Raw genomic sequence first — 15,347 nt, 5'->3', positions numbered from 1 at the left:
TGATCTGATGTTTCGCTCACGCCCAGTGCGGTGGCACCCACACGCCGCCAACCCAATGGCCCGGCACCATGACCGCGGCACGCGGCGCGGGGGCGACATAGACAGCATGCGGCGCAACATACAGCGCGCGGGCCTGCGGCGCGACGAACACGACACGCGGCGGGGGCGGCGCGACATACACGACTCTGGGCGGCGGCGCGACGTAGACGGCCCTGGGCGCTGGCGGCGGCACGTAGACGACCGGCGGCACGGTCGCGGGCGGCGGCACCACGACGACCGGCGCTGGCGCCGGTGCCGGTGCTGGCGTAACCACGACCGGCGCGACCCCCACGGCAACCGTAGCGCTGCCTGTCGTGACCGTAGCGCCTCCGGTCGTGACCGTGCCGCCATGAACAACCGTCGTGCCGCCGCTCGTCGTCACCACGCCGGGGGCGACGCGGGTCGCGCTGCCTGAATGCGCGACGGTTGCGCCGTCGGCGCCCGTCACGGTGCCTGAACGCGCGCAGGTGGAACCGGCGCAGTTCGTCGATGCCGAGTGACTGGCGGTGTTGCCGTTCGCGGCGGTGACCGTGCCCGACGACGAAAACTGACCCGGCGCGTTGCGCGTCACGCTGCCCGACGTCGTTGCGCTATGGCCGTCGGAGCCGTTCAGGCTGCCGGTATGCGCGCACGTACCGCCTGCGCAGCTCGTGTCGCCCGAGTGCTGGACCTGACGTCCGTTGGGACCGGTGGCCGTGCCCGAATTCGCGAACTGGCCAGGCGCGGTGCGGGTCACTGTGCCGGTGTTGGTGGCGATGCCGCCGTAGGGGTTCTGGACGCCGCCGGCGTGTGTGCAACTGCCGCCCGAGCAGGAACCGTAATGTGCGCCGTTGTAACTACCGTGCGGCGTGTAGGCCGTGCCGTGACCCGACCATCCCGCGAAGGCGGGTGTGCTGACGGCGATGAGCAGCGAAGCGGCGGCTGTGGCGAGGTATTGGAGTTTCATCAGGTGTCCTTCCAGGTTCGGTTCGCCACACAGTCCGGCGTGGCAACGAAACGAACTATAAAAGGAGTCCGCGAAATAATCGCTGTGTAAAAGATGTCGCGGTGTTACACCGCTGCGGCGCAGCGCCAGCGCCCGCCCCGCGCCGCCCGGCGGCGATAGCGGCGGAAATTCCGTGACATCTGGCGACATGATTTCCGCGTGGTTTTTCATCGGGCAGCCCACTACATTAGCTTCACCCGACGCGATAGCAGCCCAGCCATGTCCGGCAGTCGACGCGTCCCCTCTCCCGATCCGTTATCTGCCCACCATGTTGACTACCGAAAAACTCGCCCTGTATGTCACGTTGTTCGTCGTTGGTGTCTCGCTGATCGAGGCGTGCGTGCTGACGCGCAAACAGCGCGACAGCGCCACGCCTTTCGACTGGTATGAAGTTTGGATTTCGCTGGCCGATGTCGTCGGTCGCAAACTGCTCGCGCTGCTGCCGCTTTCGCTCGCGGCACCGGTTTTCGCGCTCGCGTGGGATCACCGGATCTTTACCGTCACGCTCAACAGCGCGCTGATGATCTTCCTGCTCTTTATGGGCCAGGAATTCTGCTACTACTGGTATCACCGCGCGTCGCACCGCATCCGCTTTTTCTGGGCGACGCATGCGGTTCACCACTCGCCGAACCAGCTGACGCTTTCGTCTGCTTACCGGCTCGGCCTGACCGGCAAGCTGACCGGCTCAGCGATTTTTTTCGCGCCGCTCGTCTGGCTCGGCGTGCGTCCGGAAATCGTGCTCGCGACGCTGAGCTTCAACCTGCTGTATCAGTTCTGGCTGCATAACACGTGGACGCCGAAACTCGGCTGGCTCGAGTACGTGTTCAATACGCCTTCTTCGCATCGCGTGCACCACGCGTCGAATGTCGAGTATCTCGATGCGAACTTTGGCGGCGTACTCGTCCTGTTCGACCGGCTGTTCGGCACATATGTCGAAGAACGGGCTGACGAGCCCTGCCGCTATGGCCTCACCACACCGACACGCTCCCGCAATCCGCTCGTCGTCGAATTCGAGCACTGGGTCAGCCTCGCGCGCGATATCGCATCGGCGCGGAGCGTGTGGACTGCCATCAGCTATGTGATCCTGCCGCCGGGCTGGCGCCCGGAAGGTTCCTGCGAAACAACCGAAGCGCTGCGTCAGCAGCATCTGGCCGCACGCCGCACGGTTCCGGTCAATACGCAAGGACGGTGAACGAGTCGGCGCGGCCTCGCGCGCCGATCGCCGGCAGGCGAATCTGAGCCAAGGCATCCCCCCTCAGGGGATAGCCACAATAATACCCGCCAGTGCTCATTGACATGACCCATCCCCCTGGATACCATGGGTCATGGACAAAAAAACTCTTCACGAATCGCATCCTGACATCGTGCTTCGCCTGAAGCGCGCCGAGGGCCATTTGCGTAGCACTATCGCCATGATCGAAGCGGGTCGAAATTGTGTCGACGTCGCGCAGCAGCTTCATGCAATCGAAAAGGCCGTCATTAACGCGAAGAAGGCGCTGATTCACGACCATGTGGACCACTGCCTTGATGCGCAATCTGATACCGACCCCGCGACAGCCAAAGCGGCACTCGCGGAATTCAAAGCAATCAGCAAATATCTTTAGGATCTTCCGATGGGTTTCCTTTCTTTCCAGCAGCTGGACACCGGTTCGGCTGCCCTGTTGGTCGGCGCCGTCCTGGTCGTCGGAATCTTGCACACGATCGTCCCGGACCACTGGGTTCCCATCACGCTGATTGCGCGCCAGCGAGGGTGGAGCAAAAGGCAAACCGCTCGGGCCGCGCTTCAGGCCGGGACCGGCCATGTCGTCACGACCCTGATCCTCGCGGCCATCGTATGGCTTGCCGGCGTCGCGGTCGCAGCGAAGTTCGGTCACTGGGTCGACACAATTTCGAGCATCGCTCTGGTCGCATTTGGGCTATGGATCGCAATTTCCGCTTGGCGTGAGCTTCGCTCGCACGATGGCCATGGTCATAGCCATGGCCCGCACGGACACAGCCACGACTTTTCCCATTTGGCGGGCCCCCGCAGTTCTGCGGAGTCGATTCACGGCCACGAGTTGCAGCGGGTGTTCGGGGAGCACGGGGCTCTCGAATTGTCCATCTATGAGTCCGGGCAACCGCCGCGCTTCCGGTTGAGCGCAACGCGGCCAGAGACGGTGGAGACCCTGATGGTCGAGACCCGCCGCGAAAACGGTAGCCGTCAAACTTTCGCATTCGAGCGACGCGGCTCATACTGGGAATCAACGGATGACATTCCTGAACCCCACGGATTCGATGTCGACGTCACGGTCAGCCACGACGGTCACGCACATTCATATCAAACCGCTTTTGCCGAGCACGAACATCACAGTGACCACGGAAAAGAAACGACCAGGAAAAGCTCGTCGCGAACCGCGTTACTGTTGATTCTCGGGTCCTCGCCGATGATCGAGGGCATCCCGGCATTCTTCGCGGCTGGGAAGTACGGACTGAGCCTGATCCTGATCATGGCGCTCGTCTTTGCGGCGAGCACCATCCTGACCTATGTCCTGCTCTGCGTTTATTCGACAGCTAGTCTGCAGCGCGTGAAGTTTGGCGCACTCGAACGTTACGGCGAGGTTATCAGCGGCGCGTTCATTGGCCTGGTCGGCTTGGCTTTCTGGGTGTTTCCGATCTTGTGAGTGCGAAAGATGGCGGCACACGGCACACAGATCGGACCCCGAACGGCCTTCAGTCCCGCAACGCGGATGCGCCTAAACAATGCGAATCAAAGCGGCCGACGCAGCCGCGACATTCAGCGTCACGCTTTGGCCCGAGACCGCGACCGTCTGCTGTGCTGCGCCCTGCCATGCGCCATTCAGACCGATCGGCTGGCCGCCGAACGTAATGGCCGAGCCGCCGCTGTAAGCACCGAGATTCTCGAGCTGTAGCGTGGGGTTAGCGCCAGACGAGGCGAGCGTGGTCACCTGTGCCTGCGACGCCGTCTTGCCGATCGCGATAGTCACGTTCGACGCATAGGTCGTATCTTTGTTATTCACGATCACATACGTCGCTCCATCGGCGACGCCAACCGCGTAGGCGCTCAATGCAATGCCTTTTGCGGTCAGATTGCTGTTCAGGAGCTTGCCCGTTGTACCGCCCGCGAAAATCTGCGCAAAGAACGCGAGTGCGTAATAGAGCGGCTGAACGGCCGTGACCGCGCCGCCCGCATCGCCGATCGCCGTGTAGCCGGCGATTGTCCCGTTGTTATGCAGGTTCAAACCGCTCGCGCCGTACTGTGCATGCGTGAAGACGAAATCGATCGCCCAGAGTGCGGAGGCAAATGCATTGCTTACGCCTGCCGGGTCGGCGCTCGAAAAATACGAGTTGCTCTCGCCCATACGGAACAACGTGGCATTTTTCTGCGCGGCCGTTTGCAGCGCTTGCAGCTTCAACACCAGATTCGTGTCTGGATAAGTCAGCATGCCGGCAATCGACGGCGCCGCATTGTCATAGTTGCTGATGTAATAGTGTTCGGTCATCAGTGCAATGCTGCCGGTTTCGCTTGCGGCGAAGTCCTCGGCCCAGCCGCTCTTGTCGCTGGAGGCAGCCGGGCCGCTGAACACGGCGCCGCTCACCGCACTGCGGATAGCCTGGGCAAACTGGTTCCAACCGGCAATCGTGCCTTGCCCGACCGACCCGCCGTTGATGAACGTGCTGTATGTCATGCCGGAAAGGTTGGGCGTGTTGTCGTTACCGTAGAGATCGGGTTCGTTGCCGATCTCGAACGCAAGAAGCTGGCTCCCGAGTTGCTGGGCCGCGTAAGCGGCTTCGGCAGCCGCCAGTGCCGGCGAAGACTGCGAATTTTGCGCGCCGGCAAAATTGATACCGTAGATCACTTTCCAGTTCGGACACTGCTTGATGAAGCCCGCGAATCTCGCGACGTCGATCTGCGAGACCTGGTTGCCAACCTGACCCGCGCCAGCCGGCGTCCACGTCATGCGATCGACACTATTGGCGCCGATACGCAAAACGCCGCCGCCCAACGCATTGAGCAAACCGATCAGGTTCGTGTTGTTCGCCCCGAAGTAAACGCCGGGCGACGTGCTGATGTGACTCTTCTCATAACTCAAACTGGCAAAGCCGGGATCGAGCGTCACCGAGTTAGGGACCGGCTGCTGCTGAATGGTCAGCGTGGCAGCGACATCGGTGCTCGTCGAGCCCAACGCCTGCGGTTTGTTTGGCGCAGCGTTGCCGTTGCCGCTGCCTCCGCCACACGCGGTGAGCATCGCTGCGCTCGCGCCGGCGGTCAGACGCAGGAACTGCCGCCGCCGGATCGACGGCAGGTAGCGATACAAGTCTGGAGCGAGCGGCTTTTCCAAAGTCTTTTTCACGTCAGGTTCCTTTACAGAGTGTGCAGCAGTGCGTCAGTCGACGGGGTGTGCCGGAAACTCCATGGGTTCAGGAGGCGTTACCCGGTTGGGCCACCGCGGGTTGGACGAGCGGCCATAGCAACCAGTCGGTGGCCGTGGGCACTTGCCCTCGCAAGTCGCTTTCGACCGTTGCAGCCTCCGGCAACACCCCATAGACACGCTCGTACTGCAGCATCAACGGCAGATAGTCGGCATAACCCACGCCTTGAATATCCTTGTAAGGCCATGCGGACGGATTCACGACATATTGCGTCAGGTAATCCAGAGCGCGGCGCAACGCGGGCCGCGTTGCATCGGGGTAATGCCACACGTCGACCCCGACCTGTTCGCCATAGCGCGCGAGGCGGGACAGCGCCACCAGGTTGAACGTGCTGTAGTGGAAAGCGCGGGTGCGTTCGAGCTCCATCGGCTGACGGCCATCCGCAGCAATCTGCACGTCGATCCGCTTTTGAAGCGCCTGCTCGGCCAGCTTGCGCGCCAGATCCTTATCGCCGGTAAACAGTGCATAGTTCGCCACCTGTTCGTCGAAATACGAGCCGTGGTTATTACGTGCCGCCGCTTCGTCATTGCCCTCTTTGCTTGTCAGAAGCCATTGCGTGTAGTCGGTGAACCACTGACGCAAACCCGCGAGTTCCGCGTCGCTGAGTTTTCCTGACGGTGCGATCAAACCGATTGCATCCACGACCTGCCAGAAGTGGCGCGTATCGATGATGCCCGTGCCCCGCCCGTCGACCGAACCCATGACCGCCTGCCCATACTTCAGATTCGGATTCATTCGCGTGGCCGGATCGAGGAACCACGTGCGCAACAACAAGGCTGCATGTTGAGCGTAACGGGCGTCGCCGGTGAAGTAGTAACCGATGCCCAGCGCGCCGACCGCGTTCGAGAAATCTTCGATACGTTTCGAATCGGTATCGTTGTTCTTGGTCGACGGGTTGATATGGCCGTCGCGGCGCATATACGGCAAACCATTCGGCTTCGACGGATCCGGCCACCAGTACGGCGCCATACTCAGGTAGTCGTGCTTGTCGCCGCTCGGCGGCGTCACGCCTTTGTCGGTGACGGAGAAAGGCGTCGTATTCAGCGCCTTGTCGGCGCTGCGCAGCAGTTGCCGGTACGCCGGCATCACCGTCGCGTCACTTGCGGCGACACGTTGCCTGGCAATCGCGAGCAGTCCGGCGTCGAGCGTGTAGACCACCGGCGCAGCGTTGGTATCCGCATGAGCCGCGTGTGTGAAGAACTGCGAGAATAAAACGCAAATGGAGAGCATAAGAATAAAGCGTGGCATCGCAAACATACCTCGGTTGAAGAGTTCAGTTCCGGTTCGCCGTTCCGTGTCGAGCGCGCCGTTACTTCTGATAAGAAAGCCCAGGATTGACCGTAATTGGATTCTGGTAGTGCTGACCCTTTGCATAGTTGACGTCGATATAAAAGGTGGGGGCTTCGATCGAGCGACGCGCTCAGAAAATGTGCGTGATCCCCAAGCCGAACCCGGTCGGATTGACGCCGGGGGTACGCGCACTCACGCTTTGAACGACAGGCGTCGAGTCGAAGTCGTACAGACCCTGGCTACGATTCCAGATCCGGCTCACATAGGCGGACAGCAACGTGCGTTTGCTGAGCCGGTATTCGTACGCGAGCGAAAACTGCTCCGCGCCGGTGCCCCCCGACATGCCGGGCGCGCATTCCGCCTCGGCGGCAAGCGCGGCGCCCGAGCACTGAATACTGCGTGCGTACGCGTACGAGCCGATGAATTCGCTGCGACCGACCTCCTTCGCGAGGCTGAACGTAGCAGCCTGCCGCGATACGCGGCCGGCACCTGCCGCAGCCTTTTTGCCGTAGGTACCGTCCGATCCGGCATAGTCAAGGCCGAATCCGAAGCCGAACGTCGGACTAAACGAATACCGCCCTACGATGCGATGGTCCCAGTCGAGCGATGCCCCGGTCGCCAGCTTGTCCTGATTGCTGCGCGCTTCGTACACATACTGCAGGTAGAGCGGCCCTGCGCCATAACTTGCGGACAGCGAATAGACAAAATCGCCGTCGCTGACGACACCCGAAGACGGATCGGCCCTGTTGCTCGGCGTGTAAAGAAAGTGCCCAACCAGTCCCGCGGAGTCTTTCGAAGTCGAGTACAACACCGCATTCGCCACGCGCGAGTTGAACGACAGCGAGGTTCCGTTGACGGTGGTCATCAGCGTCGTCGGGCTGGCGATCGGCATCTCGTCGCCGAGAAACTTGTAGATGCCCACGGTGCTGGACAGCGGCGAAGTCAGATAGCCGAGCTTGAGAACACCGAACGAATTGTTCTGCACCCCGACAAAGGTGTCGCGTCCTGCAAAGGAGCCGTTGGAGCTCGTATTGGTTCCCGTGCCGATATTGATCGTGTTTTCCAGTTGAAACAGAACCTGCCAGTTGCCGCCCAGATCTTCCGCACCGCGTATGCCCCAATACGAACCGTTGCTCGCGAATACGGTCGCAGCGGATTCGTCGGCGCCGCGCCGCGCCCCCGTGCCGCTGATGTACGCAATGGTCGGGCTCAGGAAACCATAGAGCTGAAGCGTATTGCCAGCCACGCTATAGCCGTCTCCCGACACCGGCGAAGCGAGCGCATTGAAGGCACTCTCTTCGGCCCCGGCGAAGGTCGGCGCCTTCCCTGTTTCCTGGGCCCACGTAGCGTTGGAGCAAAGGAGGCCTGCACCGATCACGCCGACGAATCTAGGGATACACCGCTTCATTTTGTCTCCGGGGGTTTTTATACCTGTCTGTTGCAGGCTGCGAAAAGTTGACCGACGAGCGCGCTCACTTGCTATGCGTCGAGTAAGCCACCGTCTTTCAGTAACGGTAAAAATCAGTCTATAGGCTGTAACTCGTGCGGCCGCCGTTCTCTCGTACCCGGTACCGACGGCGTTCTTCCGATCAATCGCCAGAGAAACACAGCGCCAATCAGATCGCCCAAACTCAGCGCGATAAAGAACGGCGTATAGCCGATACGACCGACGAACCAGCCGATCAGGAGGGTGAAGCAGAGATTGCCGATCCCCGCCACGAATCCCGCGAGTCCCGTCACCGTGCCGACCTCCCGGCGTGGGAACAGATCGGCGGACATCGATATCACCGTGACCGAAAGCGTCTGATGAGCGAATCCGCCGAGGCACAACAGGAAGACCGCGGCACCGGGACTCCGAACCAGTCCGACACCCGCCATCGCGGTCATCAACAACGCGCCCAACGTGAAGACCATCCGTTTGCCGTCGACTAACGGCGTGCCAAAGCGCCTGTTCAGGTAGCCCGACAGCGAGCCGCCCATCATGCAGCCCAGATCGGCCGCGACAAACGGCAACCATGCCGTCATCGCGATGGTTTTGAGATCGAAGCCGCGAGCCTGGTACAGATAGAGAGGCATCCAGTAAATCAACGTGCCCCAGACCGGATCGGCAAAGAACCGTGGCAACGCGATACCCCAGAAATTGCGCTGCGCAAGAATCTCGCGGATCGGCGAGCGGGTCTCGTTCGGCACAGTGGGGTCGACGTCATTGCCCGCGTCGATATACGACGCTTCTTCCGCGGTCAACGCAGGGTGCCTGTCCGGATGACGGTAGAACGCCAGCCACAACACTGTCCACGCCAGGCCGAGGCTGCCGGCAACGACGAACGCCGCCTGCCAGTTGTAGGCGAGGATCGACCATGCGATCAGCGGCGGCGCCATGATCACGCCGATCGACGTCCCCAGGTTGAACGCCCCCGCGGCGATCCCGCGCTCCCGCGCCGGAAACCAGCTGGCGGCGGCGCGCATGCCCGCAGGGATGAACGCCGACTCGGCAAAACCCAACGCGCCACGTAGAACGAACAACCCGACCCAACCTGTCACCAGGCCGTGCGCCATGCAAATGAGCGACCACATCGCCCCGCATATCAGGAAGCCGGTTCTCAAGCCGATACGATCCATCAGATAACCGGTGAACGGTGCGCCGATCGGATACATGACGAGGAAAGCGCCGGTAATCCAGCCGTATTGATGAAGGCTGATATGAAGGTGCTGCATGACGGTCGGCGCCGCTATGCTCAACGAACTGCGCGCGAGGTGGTTCGTAATCGTGCCGAGGGTCAGGAGGCCGATCATCCACCACCTGAGACCCCTTACCTTGATTGTCATGACGATCTGCTTTATTCAGTTGGAGTTCAGGCAAACAGCGCGCTGATCGTGGGTGTCGTGTCGAGGACGCGCAGCGATCCAGTCGAGCTCCGACGCCTCGGCAATTTATCCGGCCGGCACGCGCAATTGCGCAAGCAGGCCGCCGTCGACAGGGAGCACGTGACCCGTGATGAACGACGCCGCATCGGAAGCGAGAAACAGTACCGGCGACGCGGCTTCCTCCGCGCGGCCATGCCGCGGCAGCGGCAGGCCGGTTGCGACCGTGCAGTCGACGGCCGGCGAATGCGAATGCGGTATCTGCGCCGGTGCAATGCCGTTCACGCGAATCCCGTAGGCGCCGAAGTCGACCGCGAGGCAGCGTGTCAACGCGTCGACTCCGCCCTTGCTCACATCGTAGATCGCGTTGCCGCGATGAGCGCGCTGCGCGCCCGGCGACGACACGTTCACGATCACACCATGACGTTCACGCGCGATCCAGCCGCGAATCACGTCGAGACTCAATGCATACATGGCGCGCAGGTTGACCGCGATGATGTCGTCAAAGTCTTCGAGGCTTGTCTCGGCGGTCGGCTTTTTTGTCTGGGTGAGACCCGCGTTGTTGATCAACACGTCGATGCCGCCAAACTGAGACGCACTCGCCACGATCTGCCGGCGGTGGGCCTGATCAGCGATGTCGCCGATCACGACCTCGCAACGGGCGCCCAGCGTTTGCTGCAATCCGGCCAGCACGCCACTGTTGCGGCCGGTAGCGACGACATGCGCGCCAGCCCGATGAAAATCCTTCGCGATCGCCATACCGATGGCCCCACTCGCCCCTGTTACCACCACAACCTTGCCGCTGAAATTGAATTGGGTCTGCATAGTCTCGAAGATGTTCCGGCTGCCCATGGAGGACAAAGGGAAAACGTTTTCCAAATATAATGGCCCGAATCTGGGCGGTCAATCGTTTTCCCTCGTCGCCCCTGCTAGTGAAAACCCGAGGAGACAACAAGGCGAAACCGTTGAATGACCTTCAGGCGCACATCGGCGTATGACGACACACCATCGACGCACGGGAGGATGGTGTGAAAATCACAAATATCCCTTGTAAGCAGGCAAAATGTCAGAATTGCTTCGTGCGGAAACTGAGCGCTTCGCGACCATGCGGGCGAACATTCGCTGCCGGGCCATGTCCACCATTTACTCCGGACAGCATTTCCACCAATTCAGGAAAACGTTATCCTTAATCCGATGAAAAAAGCCTCTCCAACCATCCGCGATGTCGCCGCGGCCGCCGGTGTTTCCGTCGCCACCGTCTCGAAGTACATGAACGGCACCCAGCGCTTCACCGCGCCGGTCGAGGCCAGGTTGAAGACCGCGATCGAACTCCTCGGTTACCGCGCCAATCCGATGGCGCGCTCGATGATCACAGGCGAAACCCGCACGATCGGCCTCGCGGTCCTGGACATCCGCAACCCGCATTTCACCAACATCGTGAAAGGTGCAAACCGGATCGCTTTACAGCACGGTTACACTTTGCTTCTCGTCGATACCGAAGAAAGTCAGGATCGCGAAAGAATACTGATCGAGGAACTTGCGCGGCGAGTCGACGGCATGATCGTGAGTTCCCGCATGCCCGAGGAATCGGTGCAATGGATACTCGATCTGCAAAAGCCCGTCGTGCTGTTCGGCCGAAATAAGCACTTCCCTATCCCGAGCGTCGGTACCGACAGCTATCTGGCCGCTTGCATGCTGACACGCCACTTGCTGAATCAAGGCCATCGGCGCTTCGCCTATCTCGGCTTCGGTCCGTCGCGCTGGAATGACGAGCGGATTCGCGGCACCCAGACATGCCTCGCCGAGCAAGGCCTGAGCGCGACTGTGTACGAAACCCACGCACCTTCGCCGCAAGGCGGTGAGCGAGCGTGTTCGGCGATTCTGCTCGGGCCGCAACGGCCGGAAGCGGTGATCTGCTACAACGACCTGATCGCCCTCGGATTCATCAAGGAAGCGCGGGCGTTGGGATTTTCGTTGCCGCAGGACGTATCGGTGACCGGCTTCGACAACGTGTCTTACGGCGAATACGCATCCCCCGCGCTAACCACGGTCGATTTGCAGAGCGAGCGGATGGGGGAGCTGGCCATGCTGAAACTGATCGACGCGCTCGCGGGCAAAAACGATACCGAGTACTCGCTGCTCGAACCGCGTCTTGTCGTGCGCGACTCCACCATGCGCCGCCCGAACGCACCGAATTCCGGCGACATGCCCGAGGGCGCAGCCACTTCAACCCGAAAAGCAACCCGCAGATGAAGATCGCCGCCGTACGTGTCGCACCTGTACGTGTCACAGCTATCGCCATTGGCGATCCGCCGCTGCTCAATGCGAGCGGCGTTCATGAACCCTATGGGCTATGTTCCATAACGGTTTGTGGCAACGCGTGCTGTCGGTCGGCAAGCCCGCGACCAACAGGGTGGTCGCCGACATGGACGAATTCCGCCGCAACATCGCATTGAACGGCGCGTAGCTCGTGTTATCGGATCATCACTATTGGGGCGGCCCGCGCGCCAACCTGGTGCTGGCGACGATGTGCGACACCTTCGCTCAAGCTGGTGCCGGGGACCGGACTCGAACCGGCAAGCTGTGAAGCGGCGGATTTTAAGTCCGCTATGTTTACCAATTTCATCACCCCGGCAGGGGTCGGAACTGCGTGTGGACGCGAATTCTACCACTGCCACACGGGCGCATCAAACGGGCCAGGTGGCCACATACCGGCGCCCCCGCTAGCCTGCTGCCCTCTAATGCCCAAGCCATACGTTCGCCCCATGCCATCGGTGCTTTCATGCCCAATTTTTATCAAACTGTACTAACTATATTGAATACAGATTCAGCAATTCTTCCACTTCGGAACACAATCACCGTCACAAGAAAAATCCTCATGAAATCCCTGAAGATAAATTAGATTTGAATTTCTACCACTCTATCCAATAATATTAATACGCAATCCGAATAATTTCACATTAATGCACAATCTGCACGTCCATTTCTAAATCCGACCACCATAAAAGGCGACTGGCCATGAGACTTCACACGTTAATAGCAATGAAATTCGTTTCGTTTATTTTTGTGGTTGTATTTGCCAATTCAGTTCAAGCGCAAGATTTCTCTGTGCAAAGCCGGCCATCGCTAGGTACGGTCATCACCGGTGCCAATACGCTCGTATATACGATAGTTATTTCAAGCGACACCGCATGGGCCGATCCTGTAAATCTCACAGTGTCGACGCCTCCGCCGGGTGTCACTGCGACATTCAACCCGTCCTCGACGATCAACCCGTCGCCACTATCCATGCTCACGGTCACAACCACCGCGGCCACGCCACCGGGCCGGTATGACCTGACCATATCCGGCACCAGCAATGGCCTGGTCAGAACCGGTACTGTCACGCTCGAAGTGAAAAATGCGGGCGACGTCGTGTTCAGCCATCCCGGCGTACTGCTAGACAACGCGCAACTCGACCAGATGGTGTCGAATATCAACTCCGGTCAGCAGCCTTGGCAGAGCGGTTTCACCAACGTGAAGAACAGCACGCTGGGTGCATTGGACTACATCCCAACGCCAGTCACCACCGTCGATGCGGACGGTCCCGACGGTCAGACGCTGATTAAAGATGCACAGGCGGCCTATACGCAGTCGCTACTCTGGTACGCAACTCGAAACGCGACCTATGCCGAGAATGCAATCCGGATCATGAACGCATGGGCCGCGACGTTCACCGGAGAACTCACCGGCGACAGCAACATGAACGTCGCATCCTGGACAGGCGACGTGTGGCCTCGCGCGGCCGAAATCATCCGTTATACGTATCTGAACGCCGATAACACCAGCAAATGGTCATCCACCGATATCCAGATTTTCAAAGACTGGTTGAACAGACTGTATGTGCCGCTCGTCACACCAGGCCGTCCCTATGGAGGCTATGGCGGCAACCTGAACGCATCGAGTGCGGCCGCCGCCATCAACATCGGCGTGTTCAACGACGATGCCGCAACCTTCTATCGCGGCGTCTGGCTGTGGCGCTACACGCTACCCGCCTATCTATACGCGAGCACCGACGGCCCGACGCCGCTTCCCCCGATCAACTGGCCGGCCAACAAAGGCGACCCTGCCGACATCGCCTCGCTGTGGAACTATCAAAGCCTGCCGATAGACGCCGAAAGCGAGGAAACCTGCCGCGATCTGGGGCACGTACGATGGGGACTCGCCGCTCTTGCCAACGCAGCACAAACGGCCTACTTCCAGAACGTCGACCTATACAGCGAGCGCACGATGGGAACGCCCAACGACGTAAGGATGCACAACGCGCTCGAGCTCGACTCGAGCTATCTCAACGCTGCGTCGGGAACGGTCAATCCGTGCAAGGCGCCGATAGCCATGGGAAGTTCGGTAGGCACCGGCGAGCTCGCCTACGCGGAGCTCACACATCACCGTGGTTTTTCGCTCCCTCAAACCAATACCTATCTGAACACGGTGCGCCCCACAGGCGCCTCCTATTTCATCAACTGGGAGACGCTTACTCATTTTGTCGGCGAGTGATATTTGAAGTCATCCGCAAGTCACAAACCTTCCCGATAATCCGCTCACGAAAACGTTTACAAGCAACGAGCGGAATCCATGACCCCGACGATCAAAGACGTCGCCGCCCATGCGGGCTTCTCCATCGCCACGGTATCGCGCGCGATCAACGCGCCGCATACCGTGAACCCGCTCACGCTGGAAAAAGTGCGTCAATCGATCGACGCCCTCAACTTCCGCCCGAGCCCGCTCGGCCGCCAGTTGCGCGGCGAGCGCACGCGCCATATCGGCGTGATCCTGCCGACCATCGCGAACCCGGTGTTCGCGGAATGCCTGCAAGGCATCGACGAACTCGCGTCGGCGCAAGGCTACCGGCTGATGCTGATGACCACCCAGTACGACACCGACCGCGAACGTCACGCGATCGAAACGCTGCGCGAGCACCGCGTAGAAGGCCTGATCCTGACCGTCGCGGACGCCGACACGCATCCGCTGCTCGACCAGCTCGACCGCGACGGCCTGCTCTACGTGCTGATGCACAACGACACGGTGCGGCGTCCGTCGGTCTCGGTCGACAACCGCCTCGCCGCGTTCGACGGCGTACGCACGCTGATCGCGCACGGCCACCGCCGCATCCTGATGCTCGCCGGCACGCTGGCCGCCTCGGACCGCGCGCGTCAACGGCACCTCGGCTACGCGCAGGCCATGCAGCAAGCCGGCCTCACGCCACTGCCGGCGCTTGAAATCGATTTCAATGCGGACGAGCTGGCGCCGTCGGTGCTCGCGCATCTGACGAGCGGCCCGAACCGCCCCACCGCGCTTTTCTGCAGTAACGATCTGCTGGCGATGGTCGTGATGCGCGGTCTGCGCCGCGCGCGGCTGCAGATTCCGCACGACATGTCGATTCTCGGCTTCGACGGCCTGTCGATGGGCGAGCTGCTGTCGCCGCCGCTCGCGAGCGTCTGCGCGCCGAATCGCGAGATCGGTTGCGCGGCGTGGGAACGGCTGCTCGCACGCGTGAACGGTACGTACGACTCGCTCGGCGAAACCTCGCAGTCGCTGACCTTACCGCATAGCGTGCGCGAAGGCGCCACCATCGCGGCGATTTCGAATCGCAGCGACAACGGCACGGCCCGCGCTGTCACGACCCCGGCGAACCCGTTCGCCTAGCAGTGGAAAGCCCGTCGTAAGCCGATCGATTCACCTGGCGAAACAATCATTTCGA

General features: G+C 60.9%; 12 protein-coding genes and 1 tRNA gene. 6 read left to right on the top strand and 7 right to left on the bottom strand.

Going from position 1 to position 15,347, the window contains the following annotated elements; genetic code table 11:
- Positions 1–16: 16 nt before the first annotated feature.
- The gene (locus PQQ51_RS08465) at positions 17–985 is read right to left on the bottom strand and encodes a hypothetical protein (protein WP_408496311.1); all 969 of its coding nucleotides are present in this window, start codon (positions 983–985) and stop codon (positions 17–19) included.
- Between the two features lie 307 nt (positions 986–1,292).
- Between PQQ51_RS08465 and PQQ51_RS08460 the strand changes: the two genes are divergently transcribed.
- From PQQ51_RS08460 to PQQ51_RS08450, 3 genes are all read left to right on the top strand, one after another.
- Positions 1,293–2,216 (top strand): sterol desaturase family protein, encoded by a 924-nt coding sequence (locus tag PQQ51_RS08460; protein ID WP_408496348.1) that lies wholly within the window; start codon positions 1,293–1,295, stop codon positions 2,214–2,216.
- A 133-nt stretch (positions 2,217–2,349) separates the two neighbouring features.
- Positions 2,350–2,628 carry a metal-sensing transcriptional repressor gene (locus PQQ51_RS08455; protein WP_408496310.1) on the top strand — a complete coding sequence of 93 codons (279 nt, stop codon included), beginning with the start codon at positions 2,350–2,352 and terminating at the stop codon, positions 2,626–2,628.
- Positions 2,629–2,637: 9 nt separating this feature from the next.
- The gene (locus tag PQQ51_RS08450; RefSeq protein ID WP_408496309.1) at positions 2,638–3,684 is read left to right on the top strand and encodes a hypothetical protein; all 1,047 of its coding nucleotides are present in this window, start codon (positions 2,638–2,640) and stop codon (positions 3,682–3,684) included.
- Positions 3,685–3,756: 72 nt separating this feature from the next.
- Here PQQ51_RS08450 and PQQ51_RS08445 read toward each other — a convergent pair whose 3' ends face one another.
- The 5 genes from PQQ51_RS08445 to PQQ51_RS08425 all read right to left on the bottom strand — a co-directional run bounded on the left by PQQ51_RS08445 (position 3,757) and on the right by PQQ51_RS08425 (position 10,432).
- A complete protein-coding gene (locus PQQ51_RS08445; RefSeq protein ID WP_408496308.1) occupies positions 3,757–5,376 on the bottom strand; it encodes a hypothetical protein in 1,620 nt (539 codons plus the stop codon).
- A 67-nt stretch (positions 5,377–5,443) separates the two neighbouring features.
- Positions 5,444–6,685 (bottom strand): alginate lyase family protein, encoded by a 1,242-nt coding sequence (locus PQQ51_RS08440; protein ID WP_408496307.1) that lies wholly within the window; start codon positions 6,683–6,685, stop codon positions 5,444–5,446.
- Between the two features lie 190 nt (positions 6,686–6,875).
- Positions 6,876–8,153, bottom strand: a complete 1,278-nt coding sequence (locus PQQ51_RS08435) for a porin (protein ID WP_408496306.1) — start codon at positions 8,151–8,153, stop codon at positions 6,876–6,878.
- 113 nt (positions 8,154–8,266) lie between these two features.
- The gene (locus PQQ51_RS08430) at positions 8,267–9,571 is read right to left on the bottom strand and encodes an MFS transporter (RefSeq protein WP_408496305.1); all 1,305 of its coding nucleotides are present in this window, start codon (positions 9,569–9,571) and stop codon (positions 8,267–8,269) included.
- Between the two features lie 105 nt (positions 9,572–9,676).
- The gene (locus tag PQQ51_RS08425; protein ID WP_408496304.1) at positions 9,677–10,432 is read right to left on the bottom strand and encodes an SDR family NAD(P)-dependent oxidoreductase; all 756 of its coding nucleotides are present in this window, start codon (positions 10,430–10,432) and stop codon (positions 9,677–9,679) included.
- A gap of 369 nt (positions 10,433–10,801) precedes the next feature.
- Here PQQ51_RS08425 and PQQ51_RS08420 point away from each other — a divergent pair, with 369 nt between their 5' ends.
- Positions 10,802–11,860, top strand: coding sequence for a LacI family DNA-binding transcriptional regulator (locus PQQ51_RS08420; protein WP_408496303.1), 1,059 nt, complete (start codon positions 10,802–10,804; stop codon positions 11,858–11,860).
- Between the two features lie 297 nt (positions 11,861–12,157).
- Here PQQ51_RS08420 and PQQ51_RS08415 read toward each other — a convergent pair.
- A tRNA-Leu gene (locus tag PQQ51_RS08415) sits at positions 12,158–12,242 on the bottom strand.
- A 407-nt stretch (positions 12,243–12,649) separates the two neighbouring features.
- On the opposite strand from PQQ51_RS08415, the gene PQQ51_RS08410 reads away from it, so the two are divergent.
- Complete coding sequence (locus PQQ51_RS08410; protein ID WP_408496302.1) at positions 12,650–14,143, top strand: alginate lyase family protein; 1,494 nt, start codon at positions 12,650–12,652, stop codon at positions 14,141–14,143.
- 78 nt (positions 14,144–14,221) lie between these two features.
- Entirely contained in the window at positions 14,222–15,292 is a 1,071-nt protein-coding gene (locus PQQ51_RS08405; protein ID WP_408496301.1) for a LacI family DNA-binding transcriptional regulator, read from the top strand.
- The last annotated feature ends 55 nt before the right edge of the window (positions 15,293–15,347 follow it).

The organism is Paraburkholderia xenovorans (genome assembly GCF_046030735.1).
Classification (GTDB): domain Bacteria; phylum Pseudomonadota; class Gammaproteobacteria; order Burkholderiales; family Burkholderiaceae; genus Paraburkholderia; species Paraburkholderia xenovorans_A.
The sequence above is the reverse complement of the archived record's forward strand: the minus strand, read 5'-3'. Positions and strand labels throughout refer to the sequence as shown.